This is a genomic window from Salmonella sp. SAL4457 (genome assembly GCF_046548235.1).
GTDB classification, from domain to species: domain Bacteria; phylum Pseudomonadota; class Gammaproteobacteria; order Enterobacterales; family Enterobacteriaceae; genus Salmonella; species Salmonella enterica.
On record NZ_JBGDZO010000553.1, the window covers coordinates 1 to 269 of the forward strand.

Below are 269 nucleotides of genomic sequence, written 5' to 3' on the forward strand. Positions count from 1 at the left end.
GTCCGCAGGAGCGACTTCACCCCGTCGACGGTCGCGTTCGACGCGGCCTACGAGAGGAGCTGAGGATGGCCGACGAGCGGGAGGTCGGCTTCCTCACCATGGGCCGGGCCGGAGGCACGAGCGAGCTTCGGACGATCGGGATCGGCATGCTCGGCTACGCCTTCATGGGCAAGGCCCACGCGAACGCCTACCGGAAGATCGCGTACATGACATGGCCGCCGCCTCTGCTGCCACGGCTCGTCGCGGTCTCCGGGAGGACGGAGGAGGCG

The 269-nt window shown here is 69.5% G+C and carries 1 pseudogene; it reads left to right on the forward strand.

Annotated features, from left to right (window positions below):
* Positions 1–65 precede the first annotated feature (65 nt).
* Positions 66–269, forward strand: a pseudogene (locus ACLJNW_RS25435) (hypothetical protein); the annotation flags it as partial.